Annotated in this window: 12 protein-coding genes; 1 reads left to right on the plus strand and 11 read right to left on the minus strand. The window is 41.9% G+C overall.

The window, feature by feature from the left end; all coding sequences use genetic code 11:
• Nucleotide 1: 1 nt before the first annotated feature.
• Together AAAT26_RS05365 and AAAT26_RS05370 are read right to left on the minus strand one after the other, a co-directional pair.
• Nucleotides 2–1141, minus strand: a complete 1140-nt coding sequence (locus tag AAAT26_RS05365) for a 2-methylaconitate cis-trans isomerase PrpF family protein (protein ID WP_349208971.1) — start codon at nt 1139–1141, stop codon at nt 2–4.
• Between the two features lie 24 nt (nt 1142–1165).
• Nucleotides 1166–3463 (minus strand): hydratase, encoded by a 2298-nt coding sequence (locus AAAT26_RS05370; RefSeq protein WP_278618610.1) that lies wholly within the window; start codon nt 3461–3463, stop codon nt 1166–1168.
• 180 nt (nt 3464–3643) lie between these two features.
• Here AAAT26_RS05370 and AAAT26_RS05375 point away from each other — a divergent pair, with 180 nt between their 5' ends.
• Complete coding sequence (locus tag AAAT26_RS05375; RefSeq protein WP_278618612.1) at nt 3644–4513, plus strand: LysR family transcriptional regulator; 870 nt, start codon at nt 3644–3646, stop codon at nt 4511–4513.
• Nucleotides 4514–4811: 298 nt separating this feature from the next.
• Here the strand turns inward: AAAT26_RS05375 and dcuC are convergent, their stop codons facing one another.
• The 9 genes from dcuC to AAAT26_RS05420 all read right to left on the minus strand — a co-directional run bounded on the left by dcuC (nt 4812) and on the right by AAAT26_RS05420 (nt 15698).
• Nucleotides 4812–6065, minus strand: a complete 1254-nt coding sequence (gene dcuC, locus AAAT26_RS05380; RefSeq protein WP_278618614.1) for a C4-dicarboxylate transporter DcuC — start codon at nt 6063–6065, stop codon at nt 4812–4814.
• 238 nt (nt 6066–6303) lie between these two features.
• Nucleotides 6304–7548, minus strand: coding sequence for a M20 family metallo-hydrolase (locus AAAT26_RS05385; protein ID WP_278618616.1), 1245 nt, complete (start codon nt 7546–7548; stop codon nt 6304–6306).
• A 62-nt stretch (nt 7549–7610) separates the two neighbouring features.
• Entirely contained in the window at nt 7611–8906 is a 1296-nt protein-coding gene (locus AAAT26_RS05390) for an amidohydrolase (protein WP_349208972.1), read from the minus strand.
• A 169-nt stretch (nt 8907–9075) separates the two neighbouring features.
• Nucleotides 9076–10020 carry a DMT family transporter gene (locus AAAT26_RS05395; protein ID WP_349208973.1) on the minus strand — a complete coding sequence of 315 codons (945 nt, stop codon included), beginning with the start codon at nt 10018–10020 and terminating at the stop codon, nt 9076–9078.
• A gap of 1 nt (nt 10021) precedes the next feature.
• Complete coding sequence (locus AAAT26_RS05400; RefSeq protein WP_205112790.1) at nt 10022–10498, minus strand: NanQ anomerase/TabA/YiaL family protein; 477 nt, start codon at nt 10496–10498, stop codon at nt 10022–10024.
• A 282-nt stretch (nt 10499–10780) separates the two neighbouring features.
• A complete protein-coding gene (gene fusA / locus AAAT26_RS05405; RefSeq protein ID WP_302682747.1) occupies nt 10781–12847 on the minus strand; it encodes an elongation factor G in 2067 nt (688 codons plus the stop codon).
• A 401-nt stretch (nt 12848–13248) separates the two neighbouring features.
• Nucleotides 13249–14367 (minus strand): [FeFe] hydrogenase H-cluster radical SAM maturase HydE, encoded by a 1119-nt coding sequence (gene hydE / locus AAAT26_RS05410; RefSeq protein ID WP_215676241.1) that lies wholly within the window; start codon nt 14365–14367, stop codon nt 13249–13251.
• A 4-nt stretch (nt 14368–14371) separates the two neighbouring features.
• Nucleotides 14372–15118 (minus strand): YaaA family protein, encoded by a 747-nt coding sequence (locus AAAT26_RS05415; protein WP_120055848.1) that lies wholly within the window; start codon nt 15116–15118, stop codon nt 14372–14374.
• Nucleotides 15096–15698 carry a hypothetical protein gene (locus tag AAAT26_RS05420; RefSeq protein WP_004694153.1) on the minus strand — a complete coding sequence of 201 codons (603 nt, stop codon included), beginning with the start codon at nt 15696–15698 and terminating at the stop codon, nt 15096–15098. The genes AAAT26_RS05415 and AAAT26_RS05420 overlap by 23 nt, the downstream gene beginning before the upstream one ends.
• Nucleotides 15699–15839: the final 141 nt, after the last annotated feature.

The raw sequence follows: 15839 nt of genomic DNA on the forward strand, positions 1-15839 counted from the left end.
CTTACTCTCCTTTAACATAAGCTATGCCTTTCATAATCGGTCGCGCCGTTCTAGCTACGCCCGCCTTCTCCACATGCCAACCATTATCTTTGGTTAGGCATATTTCGAAATCAAATTTCCCTGATGGATGCGCTAAAGTAACTTGATTCATTTCTTTAGCACGTTCGCTCACTACTTCGTTCGCCACAGTCCCCGTAATAAGCGCTGCTGTAGCTGTACAAATACCACCTGTAACAGCATACGCTTTATGCATTACAGCTAGTGCCTTTGTACGAGCCACGATGTCTATACTATTCCCCTTGATAGTTCGACCATCGCTTGCCACGTAGGTTTGTGGTGCGGACACCATGCATACCTTTGGAACTGCAGGACTAGCAGCCTCCTTAGATAGAGCAAGTCCCATCATTACAGCTGCAGTAGTGCGAATATCTTCAAGTGTATTGAGTAATACACCGCCATCCGTTTCTGTGAAAGCCGGTAATTCCGTGCCTTCATAACCAAGGTCTGTAGCCTTTACAAATACAGCTGGATTAGCTGCATCTACGAGACTGACTTGGATTGTGCGACCATCAGCCAATGTAATTGTGTCTTGTACATTGCCTGTTGGTAGTAGCTTACCTGTCTTAGAACCGCCAGGTTCCAAGAAATATAATGTAATACGAGCACCTGTACCAGGTACCCCATCGATAGCAAAATCACCGTCAATAACAGGTTTACCATCTCGGACTGGCACGTGTGCTTCAATAACCTTATTTGTATTTGTGTTAAAGATACGAACCACTGTTTCTGGTTCTACGGCTTTCACAAAGCCTTCCATAATAGCAAATACTCCTGCACCAGCAGAAATATTGCCACAGTTACCTTCGTAATCTACCACCGCATCAGCAATACCTACATACCCAAAGGTGTAGTCGATATCCGCATCATCTCGGTCAGAAGGATTTACGATAGCTACCTTGCTCGTCAATGGATCAGCACCGCCGATACCATTAATTTGACGCACATCAGGAGAGCCATATAAATCTAAAATCATACGATCCCGAGCAGCTGGGTCAGTTGAAAGCGTATCTCGTAACAGATACGCCCCTTTGCTAGTACCGCCGCGCATATAGGTAACAGGAATTTCTTTATACCCGTTCATAACTTACTCCTTTATGCTCACCACTTATGCTTTGCCATTTGCATAGTAGTTGATGAGACAACCTGCTGCGATAATATCTTTTTCTTCATCGCTGAGATGGCCTAAGTGCAATGTGATTTCTGCTTTCTTCACGCCACCGCTGATAACATATGCTTTGTAATCATCGGAGTCAGAGAATAATTGGTCACGCACATTTGGCACATATACATAATCGCCTACTGCCATAGTTTTGGAGTCTTCTTCGCTAGTTAGGAACGGTAGCATGCCCCAGTTAATAACATTGCTGCGATAACGTTTTGTAGCATATTCAATCGCAATATTAGCACCGCCACCCAATACGCGTTGGCAGGATGCTGCTTGCTCACGAGCGGAGCCATCGCCAGGGCGATTAGCATATACCATGCTAGAAACGGCTGTAGACTTAGCCATATCTTCTACGGATTCTGTAAGACCAAGCGCTTGTTTTACCTCTTCATAGGCAGTTACTAAATCTGCTGCACTTTCACCTTCTTGACGAGATTTTTCCCAATCGCGAACGGCTTTAGCACGACCTACATATTCAGGAACCTTACGGCTCAAGGCAAATTCAGACAATGCATATGGGTCAGAACGGTAGGAAGATGTTTCGCCAGACGGAATCAACTCATCTGTAGTCGTTACAGGATCGTCGATATAAGCTGCTACTTTGAGCAATACATTTGGCGTTAATTCTTCGATAGAAGGCCATGGTTTAATGGATGGGCCATACACGAGTTCAGTATCTTTATTCGGTTCATTGAAACCACTATATACCTTGCTTTCATAAGGTTTATCATCATAGTGGTAAGCTGGCACCACATCATCATATTCGATATCAGTAGCCGCCGTCAATGCACCACCGTTAATAGCCGTAGCTGCTACGGAACGGGAGTCAAGAAGTGCAACGGAAGAAATCTGACCATTCCCTGGTTTAGAACCTTCACGATTCGGGAAGTTACGTGTCGCATGACGACCACTGAGGCCCGTATTATTAGGTGTATCGCCTGCACCGAAGCAAGGACCACAGAAGGCTGTACGCACGATGGCACCAGCGCTCATAAGGTCTACAAGGGCACCATTTTTCATAAGTTCTAAGTAAATTGGCTGGCTAGAAGGATATACGCTGAATGCGAAACGGCCGGAGCCTACGCTCTTACCGCGCACGATATTTGCGGCTTGCATAATATTTTCATACAAACCACCAGAGCAACCTACGATGATACCTTGATCTAAATGTAATTTACCGTCGAAGTGTTTTTCAGGCAATTGTAAGGACAAGGATTTGTTATCTAATTGTTCAACAGCTTGGCGTTCGATTTCTGCTAATAAATCGCGACCGCCTTCGTTGATCTCTTTAATGGTATATACATTGCTTGGATGGAATGGCATAGCAATCATGCTTTCCACTTCATCAAGATTAACTTTTACAAGACCGTCATAGTAAGCCACATCACCAGGGTTAAGGTCTTTATAAGCATCACCACGACCATGGAGTGTTAAGAATTCTTTTGTATTGCTGTCTGTTCTCCAAATTGTTGTAAGGCATGTAGTCTCTGTAGTCATTACATCGATGCCATTACGGAAGTCCATGGATAGGTATTCAATACCAGGGCCTACGAATTCCATTACTTTATTTTTTACAAAGCCATTAGCAAATACTGCCTTTTCAATAGCGAGTGCCACGTCTTGTGGACCTACGCCGTGTTTAGGTTTTCCATCGAGGTAAATAGCAATAACTTCTGGACGTTGTACATCATAGGTACGACCGAGCAATTGCTTTACAAGCTCTGGACCGCCCTCACCAATCGCCATAGTACCAAGAGCACCGTAACGAGTATGACTATCGGAACCGAGAATCATTTTGCCACAGCCTGCCATTGTTTCACGCATGTATTGGTGAATAACTGCAAGATGAGGAGGTACATACACGCCGCCGAAGCGTTGAACTGCGGATAAGCCGAATACATGGTCGTCTTCGTTAATCGTGCCCCCTACTGCTGCCAAGCTATTATGACAGTTTGTCAAAATATAAGGGATTGGAAATTTATCAAGACCACTGGCAATCGCCGTTTGAATGATGCCAACATAGGTAATATCGTGAGATGTTAAGGCATCGAATTTGATGCGTAAATCTTGATCACCTTCATGCTGTTGATGGTCCATTAAAATCCGGTACGCCATCGTTTCCTTATAGGTGCGTTCTTTATTAAAAACTTCATGCTGATCAAGGGCTGCACTAGAATCTGCAGGAACGATATCGGTACCATGATATAAAAATACACCATTTGAAATTAATTCAACCATGACTTACTCCTTTATTAACCTCAGGTATATGTAAACCTTTACAAACACTATACTTTCACCACATATACTTGTGAAAGTTTCATTCCTCTGGTTATGACCAATCAGTATAGCCTTAGAACTCTCTCATCTGTACCAACTCTACGGGATAGAGTACAATAATACATATGTAAAGGAGAGTTTATGGACACGAAAGACTGTACAATTTTAAAAACCTTAGCAGAGGAAAATAATATTACCTATGCGGCTCGTCGTCTATTTATGACGCAACCTGCATTGAGTGAACGAATAAAAAAATTAGAAAAGGAATTTAACTGTCCCATCATCAATCGACAAGCTCGCGGTGTGGAATTTACCTATCAAGGCCAGCGCCTTGTGCGCTACGCCGAAGATTTACTAAACTCCTATACTTCGGTGCACCAAGAGCTATTAGCTATGGGTAGTGAACCGCACGGTACATTAAACCTAGGATGCTCAAATGTATTCGCAAAATATCATATTCCCCATATCTTATCCACCTTTAAAGAGACCTATCCACACATCGATATCATCATGTATACGGGACTCAGCTATAAGCTGTACCACGACTTCCTTGAAGGTCGCCTACACGCTGCCATCATCCGCGGTGCCCACACTTGGGCAGAGTCGAAAGAACATATCTGGTCTGAACCATTTTGTTTCTTCAACAAAACTCCATGTACTGTAGAGGAGTTACCTCGCTTGCCATATATTCACTATCAGACAGATCCGAATCTACAGCAAACTATCGATGATTGGTGGTATTCCCACTACTCACAACCTCCGATGCGCACCATTGAAGTAAACGACATCGATACATGTATGAAGCTAGTTAACCAAGGACTTGGTTTCACCATTCTTACCCAAAGTTGTGGCAATGATTACCCTAACCTATTTAAAGAAACCCTGAAAACTCTTGATGGTCATATCATGACTCGAGATACATGGATGTACACACGTCATAGTGCCCTTGAATCCAAGCCAGTACAGGCTTTTTACTCATTCATGAAAACATGGGCTGAAACAAAGGTATAACAATTATTCCTTTAATACATATAATATATTATGAAAATGCAATAAAAACAAATTGCTCTTTTCTTTGGTGTCCATAAATTTTACTTATATCTTATTATCTTACAAATGCATCTCAGTAATATAATGTCCGACTATACGGACTATATAGATTATACGGAATGTATAAAATCTATCATAACAAGAAAACCCGTCATGATTACATAAATCATGACGGGTTTGTTTTATAGAGTTTTATAGAGTTTTATACATCTATCTGCTATGAGTGTATCGTAAAAACAAATCATCTTACAAGATAGAATTATAGTAACAAAAGCATAATAACTACAGTCGCAATAATACAAGGCACGGCATTGCGTTTCGCCATTTCCATAGGATTGATTCCTGCAAGTCCTGCGATGATGATACCTGCACCAGCTACAGGGCTCATACTACGACCGATACCAGCACCCAATTGAGCCATGGATCCAAGTTGCATAATACCATAACCAAAGTCTGCTGCATGAGGTGTGACAGCACCATTAAACGCAAGCGCTGCTGCATTACCAGAACCAGAGATAACCGCCAACAAGAACGGACCAAAGGCTGCCCCTATTTGAGCGATTTGTTGAGAGTTCTTCATACCATCGATGAGCGCACTTGTAAGGCCAATGTGTTGCATCCCTGCAGTAAAGCATGCCGCTGCAGCCATAAGTCCCACTACATCACACATACCATCGCCAGTACCTCGGAAAAACTTCTTAACAGCTTCTGCCACATTAGGACGCACGGCAATGATGCCAATAGCAGTACCGATGAGCATGGATACAGGAACAGAGATTTCTGGGATCACCGCCACTTGTTTACTACCTAATACAAGTAATACAAGAGGAATAATGGGAATGATTGCATAGAAATAATTTACTTTGAATTCTTTACCTTCCTCTACAGTATCGTTTTTCATTACATACCCGGTATGTTCCTTCTTAACGATAGCTACGATGTTAAGCAAAATAGCGGCTACTACGATACCGATAATTGCTTGCATGGAGAAGCTAGCAATAACTGTCATTACGTCTACACCCGCCAGTTGTGCTACTTGAGGATTGAACATAAGGCCTGGACTCAAGGAACTACCCCATGTACCTAAGAAGATAGCAGAACCAGCCATCGCTGGATGTACTCCAGAACGAATTAAAGCCGGAATCAATAATGCACCTACGGCCGCAGCACAACCTGCCGCTGTAGGCAGTGCAATATTAATTAAAAATGTAATAATAATAGCACCAGGAATGATGATTTTCGTCATCTTTTTGAGGCCTGCAGAAATGAAATATACCATGTGCTCCGTACATTTTGTATATTCCATAACATAGCTAAAACCTAACACCGTACAGATCGTCGGTACAAGCCCTGGATTTGTAAGTTCTTTCACAAAGGCCGTCGTACCAGCACCAAGCTGCCCACCAATAAAACACATCAGTAAGCCCGATAATAATAAAACGAGCCGCGTTTCAAACTGTTTAATAATAGCTATAAACGTCGCTACTACAATAACAATACCTGTAATAACCATAACTCTCCTATCCGTGTACATAGGATGCAAGATAGCTATATCCCCTCTATAAACGCTTTACACCCAATACACAACTAACAACACTAAATACAATAGTCCTATCTATGTCTTACACCTAATAGGCCTAACAATAGTAAAAGTAATCACTTAATTATATACAGTATAATCATATAACTATATAACTACTTATCTATATAACTACATAAATACATAAAGAATAAATACATAAAGAAATATATTAAACAAGCTTTGTTTCTTCCAAGCTAAGTTTTCTAAGCACCTTATCAAGTACCTCTGCACCCGTTACGATATCATCCATTTCAGCAAATTCTGCAGGATTATGACTGATGCCCTCACGGCATGGAATAAAGATCATTCCCGTCGGAACTGCCTCCGCCCAATGCATCGCATCATGACCGGCACCACTCGGCATTGTCATGTACTTCACACCGACAGACTTAACAGCTTCTTCGATTTCTCGAATCATCGCCGGGTGCATCTCCACTGGATGGTCCTGTGCAATTATTTCAATTGTATACGATAATTTCCGTTTTTCTGCAGTAATATCGATAAATTCCTTAACAAGAGTAACTACAGAATTACGAGCTGCCTTAGATATGCTGCGAATGTCTACCCCTAGCTTTACAGCACCAGGAATGACATTCATCGCGCCAGGCGTAACCTCTACAACACCAACAGTACCCACCACGGGTGGCTCCTCTTGCATAGATGCAATCTCCTCGATGCCGAGGATGATTTTTGAGGCCCCACATAGAGCATCATGACGCAGGTTCATCGGTGTAGCGCCACTATGATCAGCATTACCACGAATGGTTACATAGAATCGCTCTGGCGCGGCAATACCAGTTACAATACCAATCGTTTTCTGTTCGTGCTCCAGCACCTTGCCTTGCTCAATATGAATTTCTGTGAAAGATTTTACAGGCCGTTTATATGCCATTGTTTCAATCCCATCGGGATTTAAGTTGCGGTCTTTCAAGGCTTCATACAAGGAAATCCCTTGTTTATCCACCAATCGGTGTAAATCTTGTAATGTCAATTCACCGCGCATGGCCTTACTACCTAGAGTAGCATCTCCAAAGCGACCGGACTCTTCGCACATAAAAGACACCACAGCAATGGTATGATCATGTTCATAGCCATCATCGGTCATGCTACGAATTACTTCAATGGCAGACAATACACCGACCACACCATCGTAATTGCCTCCATTGGGCACGCTATCCGTATGAGACCCCACCATAACAACTGGTAAATCTGGTTTCTTACCAATCTTATAACCAATGACATTACCAAAATCGTCTATTTCAATGGATAAACCCGCATCGGTCATGCGATCTATAATATATTGACGTCCTGCCCAATCTGCATCGGTGAAAGCAAGGCGATTAATGCCCTCACCAGGAGCCGTCAATTGGGCCATAGCCTCAAAATCCTTAACCAATCGCTCTCGTTGAATCATGTAACACCTCACAATCTATTACATCAATTACTGACAAACCATATGATGCTAGTACATAAAGCTTATTTTAAATAGTGCGCTGCAATGGTACCTAATGCAACGATACCATTTAGCATATCTTCTTCATCGATATCAAAGAGCGGATTGTGATGCGGTGCTTTAATGGCAGATCCCACAACCATATAGGTCGCTCTACCACCGCGATCGATGACACGATTCAAGAAGTACGCACAGTCTTCACTACCGCCACCGCTGTAATCGAAGGGAACCTCTTTAAAGATTCCAAGTGGTTCCACGATAGCTTGTACTTCACGAGCTAAATCGTCGCTGATGCGACCTGCCGGAGTTTCTCCTTGTTTTGTGATTTCAAAGGTACAATTGTGCATTTCTGCAGCACCTTTAATAATAGTCTTCGACCGTTCAATCATGTAATCATTGATTTCTGTCGTGGCACCACGAGTTTCTAGTTTAAGCACCGCCACATCAGGCGTCACATTGCGGCCTGTACCGCTTTCAAAAACACCTACATTCATGCGAGAAGCGCCTTGACTATGACGAGCGATGGCTTGTAAGTTAAGAACCGCTGTACAGCCGGCGAGCATTGCATTTTGTGCCTTTTCTGGGGAGCCCCCGGCATGAGCAGAATAACCGTGGAATACCGCATCAAGTTTTGTAGTGGCCAAGAAGCCATGATCGCTACAAGCAAAGCAATTGGATAATTTTTCGTTAAACCCAATATGCATGCCGAACATCAAATCCACATCATCTACTACGCCTGCTTCCGCCATCGCTTTAGCACCGCGCACGCCTTCCTCTGCTGGTTGGAAGATAAGTTTAATTGTGCCTTTGAATTCATCCTTGTGAGTAGCCAAGTATTCGGCAAGACCTAACCCCATCGTCATATGTGCATCATGACCACAAGCGTGCATCGCTTTATCGTGACAAGAACGGAATCCTTTCTTTGTAGGCACATGGCTATCCTCTTTAGCTTCGATGACATCGTTAGAGTCCATATCTACACGAAATGCTACTACAGGGCCTTCGCCGCCGAACTTCATAGTTGCAACAATGGCCGTTTTACCATAACCCATCTTTTCAATAAGCTCAGGATTTGCGCCTTCTTCGATGGCTCGATCCATAGCAGCTTTCATGACCTCATCACTAGGCAAGCCCATGCGAGAGTCTAAATCGAGTACATCTGCCCCCAACGCCACATCATAGCCCAAAGAAATAAGCCTATCCGCTACCTTCGCAGCAGAGCGATACTCAAGCCAAGCAGGCTCAGGGTACATATGAAAGTCGCGACGCATAGCGATTAACGCATCGCGCCGTTGTTGCACGAAATCTTTTACAGACATAAATACCTCCGTAACAAACTAATAATTACGTATACATTTACTATATGAATAGATAGGTAAATAGTCAACTAAATGGCACATGTATACAGTATCTAAAATATACTGTATGTTATAACAAAAAACACATATACCACGAAACGTTTTCTGTGATATATGTGTGCTTATCAATTTATTCTAATATTGTTTTATTCAGTTTTGTCAGCACTTCTCGTTTAATAGTTCGTTGTCTATCCCAAGCAATGATAACAACGGTAGCAATAATCATAGCCATACCAATTAGCCCTAATAGACTAAATTCATTTCCTAAAAAAGCCCATCCAAAGAAAGCCGCCGAAATAGGTTCAATAGATGACAAAATAGATCCTGGTACGGCCCCAATTCGTTTAACCCCTTCTAAATAGGCATTGAAAGATACTATCGTCCCTAGGAATATGACATTGAAACAACCAATAACAGTCCATACGTCCCACACTGCATATGAATTCGGTTGATGGAATAATATAGCGGCTACAATACCACTAATAAACATCCCAAACCCTACAATAGGCAATGTGCCATATTTGTAGAGTAAATCAACAGGAGAAATACTATATATGGCTACACCGACAGCAGATAAAAGCCCCCATACGAGAACCGCCATCGGGAAGCTTTCAATAGAAAGGCCATCATCATTTCCCATTAAACAAATAGTCCCCACTAAAGCCAGTATAACAGAAACCATCTCACCTTTGGATGGTCGTTTACCATAGCGTACCAGCAGGTAAATAATAATCATAGACGGCGCCAGATATTGTAATACCGTTGCAATGCCAGCTCCAGCTAAAGCAATGGATCTGAAGTATGTATATTGGCATAATGCCATTCCAAATACACCAAAAACAATGAGTCCTAGCGTATCCTTTACACTATGAAATACATTAAAGATAGAATTTCCAAATCTAAACCATGCATAAATAATAGTTAGTAGACCTGCTGTAATCAATCGCATAGTTACTAGCCATTCCAAATTCATATCTCTAAAATTGCTTAAGAACTGTACGGATGCACCAGATACACCCCATAAAACAGCGCCTAATAGAGTTATAATAACACCAATAACTTCATATTGTTTCATATTAGTCACCGAGCAAAGATACGTGAACTTTCACAACCACCTTACGGATTTTAATCGGTTTATCGTTTACAGCAAGCAAAGGCCGATGAACATCAGAGGGAAAGAATACGGTGTAATACCCTTCTGGACAATGGATTTGCCCTTCATCAACAGCTTCGTTAGGATAAAAATAGCAATCTCGATCTGGATAGGACTCCACAGATTTAACGAGACCTTTATCTACGAAAAAGCCCATGTTTTCCTCGCCACTCACCATAAATTGAATATCTACATAATTACGATGCGATTCCGGTTTTGTAGCTTTAAATAGCTTTGTTTCTACATCGTCTACGTTGGCATACATCATGTCACCCTCGATGGCATGACGCCCTCCAGGCAACGCTTTCAAATCTGTGTTTTTCAAGAAATCTAAAGCACGCACGATGGCTTTAGGATAGCCCATTTTTGTATAATCTGCGGTAATACTAGAGAAAAACATACACAATCCTTTCACAATATCTATGGATATGGCACCACAATAAACCAATTATATTACCTTTTATGTTAGCACATATATACATAAAGAACTAGCTATTCTCTTATGTAAAAGCCCTCCATACGCTACATATATGGAGGGCCTCAGTAAAATACTATTCAAATTTATGACTTACGTCAATTATTACACTATGAAATTGTTACAGTATTAAATTGTTACATTATGCAATTGTCTATTCAGTTGTAGTGATTCAAACTGTATTAGATACAGCATGTGGTCATTACCTTATTCTTGGGTTTTATAAGCAGCGATAATTTCTTCCGCTTGCTTATGTGGAACCTCTTCATAGGTATAGAACTGACGGTTAAATACACCTTGTCCTTGTGTAATGGAGCGCAATGCAGTCACATAATCGGACATTTCAGCCAATGGTACTTGTGCTTTAACAACAGAAATACCTGTTCTTTCACTTTGTTCCATGCCTAACACACGACCTCGACGGCTATTCAAATCACCCATGATGTCGCCCATGAAAGCATCTGGCGCAAACACGTTGACTTCATAGATTGGTTCTAATAGGACTGGTTTCGCCTTAGGAATCACATCCTTGATAGCCTGTGACGTAGCTACTTTAAATGCTAACTCTGAGGAGTCTACGCTGTGGTAAGATCCATCCAAGAGTGTCACTTGCACGCCAATCATAGGATATCCTGCAATTAGGCCTTTATCTAGGGTTTCTTTGGCACCCTTTTCCACTGCTGGTATGTATTGTTTAGGTACAGCACCACCAAAAATTTTGTCTACGAATGCAAATTCGCTACCATCATATAATGGATCCACTTGAATCTTAACGTGACCATATTGACCATGACCGCCACTTTGTTTCTTATACTTAGACTCGGTTTCAGCAGAGCCTTTAATGGTTTCGCGGTATGGAATATATGGAGCCACAAGTTTAGCTTGTACGCCGTATTTACGGTCCATTTTATTGAGGATATGCTCAAGATGTACTTCGCCCATACAATCAATTTGTAATTGGCGAGCTTCAGCATTTTTCACTACTACGCAAGTAGGATCTTCTTCTGCCACTTTAAGAACAGCACTAGCTAATTTTTCCTCCTCACCTTTTTTCACTGGCTCCATAGCCACAGTGTATAGAGGTTGAGGAAAACGGATAGCATCGTATGTCACTTTAAAGTCAGGAGCCGTTAATGTATCGCCGGTCTTAGCATTGGCCAATTTCGGTATCACTACGATATCGCCAGCTTTTGCAGCAGATACAGGGATTTGTTGCTTCCCGATAAGGGTAACCATCTTGCCCCATTTTTCTTCTACACCTTGGTTCACATCAAAGAGGCGATCCCCTTCTTTCAGTTCACCAGAGAAGATACGTACAAAGCTTTGTTTGCCTGCGAATGGGTCTAACAATGTTTTAAATACGAATGCAGTTAATGGTTTATCTACATGTACAACACATTGTTCGCCGGTTTCCGCATCAGTTGCGGTCATCACTTTTTTAGTTGCATCCGGCATGTAACGGATCATACGATCCAATACTTGATCTAAGCCAATACGAGATGTGGCACTGCCACACATGATTGGGCACACACGGCCACTAATCATCCCTTCACGCAAGCCTTGGCGGATTTCCTCTAAGGATAATTCTTCGCCTTCTAAATATTTTTCCAACAACTCATCGCTACCTTCAGCCGCGGCTTCTACGGTCATTTCCCGAATTTCTTGAGCCTTTTTGATAAGGTGAGCTGGTACAGCGACCTCTGTTGGTTGGCCGTCCTTATAAGTAAACGCGGTCATTTTCGCTACGTCTACAACGCCTTCAAAATCGGCACCTTCACCGATAGGAATCTGCAATGGCATAATGCCTTTGCCAAATAATTCCCGCATTCTTTCAATAGTGCCAAAGAAGTCAGCACCATCGACATCCATTTTATTGATAAATGCCATGCGAGGCATTTGTAATTCAACTGCATAATCCCATGCGCGAACTGTGTCAGTTTCTACACCAGATGTGGAGGATAGCACCATCAACATACCATCACAAGCACGCAAAGCGGCACGAACTTCGCCATGGAATTCGTTATAGCCTGGAGTGTCTATGAAGTTAACCTTATGGTCATGCCACTCACATGGCGCCATGCCCAATTGAATAGTTACATTACGTTTAATTTCTTCCGGTTCAAAGTCCATAATATGTTTATTATCTTGACCTTTACCTACGAAATCAACCGCACCAGAAGTTAACAACAAGGATTCAACAAGAGCTGTTTTACCCGCACCATCGTGGGAAACAACAGCAACGTTTCTAATTTTATCACTACTGTACTCTTTCATTGGAATCGCCTCCTTACTGGCAAATTACGGCTTTGCTAATACATTTCGACACTACAATAAAAAAATCCTCTTTTTCTGAGAAAAATTTCTTAGAAAAAAAGGATTATATAATAAGACTAAATTATAACGAAAATTTTAGTATTCCTATGTAGATCCTAAACTTAATTAAATTATTAATAAGACTTTATCGGTATATCCTATATATAGATGGGACTAGTGCCCTTACAAAGTTATAAAAAAGACGGTCTGTACTTGTGCAGCGACATCAGGAACGAGGAGCAAACAAGTATAGACCGTCTTTTTTAATTTAATTGTCGATATGTATTGGGGCCCCATCTATATATAGGTAAGACTCCCCCAAAGCTTATAATAGGATACATGAGTTAGATACACAGAGAATACTAAAATTCTCCCGTCCGTTTTCCGTAGTGTTTGGAGTCCCCATTTTGTTTCCACCCTACGGTGTCACCGATGGACATTACGCGGCGCGTCAAGCAGTCTTTACATTGTTCTGCATTGTCGTCCACGCAAGGTTTATTATCGTATAGCAAATATTTCGCACGGTGTTCAGGAATGGTAATAATAGGCATTAGGATATTTGCACCTGCGGCTAAACCTTTTTCACGGCCTAGTTTATCTAGTGCTTGTAAGGCAGTAGTTGCCGCAATGTTTACGTCTTTCAAAAATAAACGTGTTAAGGCAATCATCTTGAGCCCTAGTTGAACGCGGCGCAATTTACCTACTTCATCATCAATGCCCATCGCTAACGCTTCTTGGCCTAAAGGCGTATCATGATGCACCACATAAGGGCCCATGCCGATCATGTCGATATCCATATCGCGATAGAACAAGATATCATTCACAAGATCTTCTTCTGTTTGACCAGGTAGGCCAATCATAACGCCTGTACCTACTTGGAAGCCTACGCGGCGCAAACGACGTAAGCATTCTACGCGCGTCTCAAAGGAGTGCAATTCATCACGAGGATGAATCTTATGGTATAAATCTGTATTGGTTGTTTCAATGCGTAATAAATAACGACTCGCACCAGCTTCACGCATGCGGCGGTACACCTCTTCGCTTTGTTCCCCTACGCACATTGTAATGCCTAGAGAACCATCGCCAATGGCTTTAATGTCGCGAATTAAATCCACAACATAGTCCACAAAGGCATCATCACAGCGTTCACCAGATTGGAGTGTAATGGAACCATATTCATGATCGTATGCCCACTGTGCCATCTTGATGATATCTTCGCGATTCATATCAAAGCGTTCCGTCTTATCGTTTTCACGACGGATGCCACAGTAATTACAATTCTTAATGCATCGGTTCGAGAACTCAATGAGGCCGCGATAGTATGCTACAGGCTTTACATATTTTGCCTTCACTTCGTAGGCCTTTTTATATATCAACTGCAACTGTTCTTCATCAGTTACAGACATGAGAAATCGCAATTCCTCCTCGGTCAGCCATTCATCACCGACGAGGTCTTTTGCAAGAATGTCTTGCACTTGCAAACAATCACTTCCTTTCGTAACGAACCGTCATCGATTCGCTTGGTATGGTAATGGATTCAATGTCAGAAACACAAATAAATCCATTGACTTCGCGCGGCAAGTCCCGCACATGTTTCACTTGTCGAGTTAAACATTCATGAGCCATCACACCGCGACTCATTTTGGAGGACGTACTCATCTGCTTAAACGTATCGCCCCGTAATTCCCAAAATTCAACGGTTACCACCTTTGGATGATTCACCATTTTTGCATATTCTTTAGAGGCTAGGTTTAGAATCCAATCTTCCTTGTAAAAGTATACATCCACCGCATCACGCCATGTATCGTATAGATTAATGCCCACCTTATCGACCATATCGAGTCGATAGTCGCGCACTCCCATATTAGGTTCAACAATGCCGTATAATGCAGACAGCACAACGAGATGGCTTTCACCAAAGGTCTTGGCTTCATCAGATAAGTTCGACCAGTCCAAATATTTGAAAGCAATGCCATCATAACTTTCACAGGCACGACCTACGGGATGAGCCTCAAAGGACTGATAAAAATCAAAAAGAGCTTGCGCCTTATCAGCCTTTAGCTTTAGCGCCTTTCCAAGAGCTATTACATCAAGGGATTGTACATGTGTTACAATTTCTTTCGTGATGTTCGGCTGAAATTGGCCGTCTCGGACTGCATGATGTACTGCCTCAGCGTTGCTAGCAACATCGGCAATCGTTTTTGTCTTACTAGGAGAGAGGACGATTTTCATGGGATAATTCCGCCTTAATAGATTCCTCTGTCAAATTGTCGATCAATTCAGGGTTCCACAACATGAGAGGCACCGCCACTACGTGGCTTGCTTTCAATTCTTTACATAATTTAATGCATTCTTTGAGATAATTAGAATCTTCATCTACAAGATCACATACGATAACCACGTGACGACCTTTAAGATTTACACCTTCGTAATCGATGCTTTCAGCAGATACTGTGAGCATGCCTGTTTCCAAGCGGCCTTCGCTCATGTCGTTTAAACGAGACATCAATACATGCTCAAGCATAGTAGATACAGGTGTCACTACGCGGCCAATGCCGATAAGAGCCTCAGGTTGTGCATGAACGATAACTGTTTTCTTCCGTTTATCTGTTCTGAACTCAATAAGGGCTTTTTCTAAAGCACCAAAAAATACGAATAACTGCCAAGGATCAAAAGAGCCTGTTTGGAACATATCGATAACAGAACCATCCTCATCCATATTGAGGCGCGTTAATAACTCTTCAGCAATATCGTTAACCACAACACTAAAATCAGATTGTATTGTCTCTTGTACGTTGATTTCCTTTGCCATTAGGGCCTCCTAGTTTTCCATATATCACACTGCTAAGGAATATTCCCAACAGATATTATATTATCCTTAAAAATATTATTCTTAAAAATATTATTCTTAAAAATATTATTCTTAAAAATATTTTTCTTAATTATACTATTT

This window comes from Veillonella parvula (genome assembly GCF_040094895.1).
Lineage (GTDB): Bacteria > Bacillota > Negativicutes > Veillonellales > Veillonellaceae > Veillonella > Veillonella parvula_L.

What these genes read in the sequence shown, in the direction of transcription:
- AAAT26_RS05415 (WP_120055848.1), bottom strand. Translation starts at nt 15,118, where the DNA reads ATGAAAATCGTCCTCTCTCCTAGTAAGACAAAAACGATTGCCGATGTT.
- AAAT26_RS05400 (WP_205112790.1), bottom strand. Translation starts at nt 10,498, where the DNA reads ATGTTTTTCTCTAGTATTACCGCAGATTATACAAAAATGGGCTATCCT.
- dcuC (WP_278618614.1), bottom strand. Translation starts at nt 6,065, where the DNA reads ATGGTTATTACAGGTATTGTTATTGTAGTAGCGACGTTTATAGCTATT.
- AAAT26_RS05390 (WP_349208972.1), bottom strand. Translation starts at nt 8,906, where the DNA reads ATGTCTGTAAAAGATTTCGTGCAACAACGGCGCGATGCGTTAATCGCT.
- AAAT26_RS05370 (WP_278618610.1), bottom strand. Translation starts at nt 3,463, where the DNA reads ATGGTTGAATTAATTTCAAATGGTGTATTTTTATATCATGGTACCGAT.
- AAAT26_RS05385 (WP_278618616.1), bottom strand. Translation starts at nt 7,548, where the DNA reads ATGATTCAACGAGAGCGATTGGTTAAGGATTTTGAGGCTATGGCCCAA.
- fusA (WP_302682747.1), bottom strand. Translation starts at nt 12,847, where the DNA reads ATGAAAGAGTACAGTAGTGATAAAATTAGAAACGTTGCTGTTGTTTCC.
- AAAT26_RS05375 (WP_278618612.1), top strand. Translation starts at nt 3,644, where the DNA reads ATGGACACGAAAGACTGTACAATTTTAAAAACCTTAGCAGAGGAAAAT.
- AAAT26_RS05365 (WP_349208971.1), bottom strand. Translation starts at nt 1,141, where the DNA reads ATGAACGGGTATAAAGAAATTCCTGTTACCTATATGCGCGGCGGTACT.
- AAAT26_RS05395 (WP_349208973.1), bottom strand. Translation starts at nt 10,020, where the DNA reads ATGAAACAATATGAAGTTATTGGTGTTATTATAACTCTATTAGGCGCT.
- AAAT26_RS05420 (WP_004694153.1), bottom strand. Translation starts at nt 15,698, where the DNA reads ATGGCAAAGGAAATCAACGTACAAGAGACAATACAATCTGATTTTAGT.